The sequence below is a fragment of the Streptomyces noursei genome, from assembly GCF_001646665.1.
Classification (GTDB): domain Bacteria; phylum Actinomycetota; class Actinomycetes; order Streptomycetales; family Streptomycetaceae; genus Streptomyces; species Streptomyces lavendulocolor.
Genome location: NZ_LWBU01000196.1, coordinates 1 through 242, shown reverse-complemented (window position 1 = coordinate 242; position 242 = coordinate 1). Strand labels below are relative to the sequence as shown.

Annotated in this window: 1 pseudogene; it reads right to left on the bottom strand. The window is 82.6% G+C overall.

Annotation, left to right across the window (positions count from 1 at the left end):
• Positions 1-242: pseudogene (locus A4V12_RS38730) on the bottom strand (condensation domain-containing protein); the annotation flags it as partial.

Here is a 242-nt window from a genome sequence, read left to right as displayed (position 1 = left end):
CAGGTCGAGCAGCGGGGCCGACAGGTCCGCCTCCGGTGTGAGCACGGTGTCGCCGAGCCATGCCTCCAGCCGGGCCCGTACGTCCTCGACGGCCGGAGCGGCGGGGTCGTCGCCCGGGTGCTCGGCGTCGGCGGCGGGGGGGGCGGGGTCCGTGACCGAGCGGTCGGGGGGTGGGCCGGGGGCGGGGGGCGTGGGCGGGTTCGTGGGCGTGTCCGCGGGGGCGGGGCGGGGGGGGGGGGGCC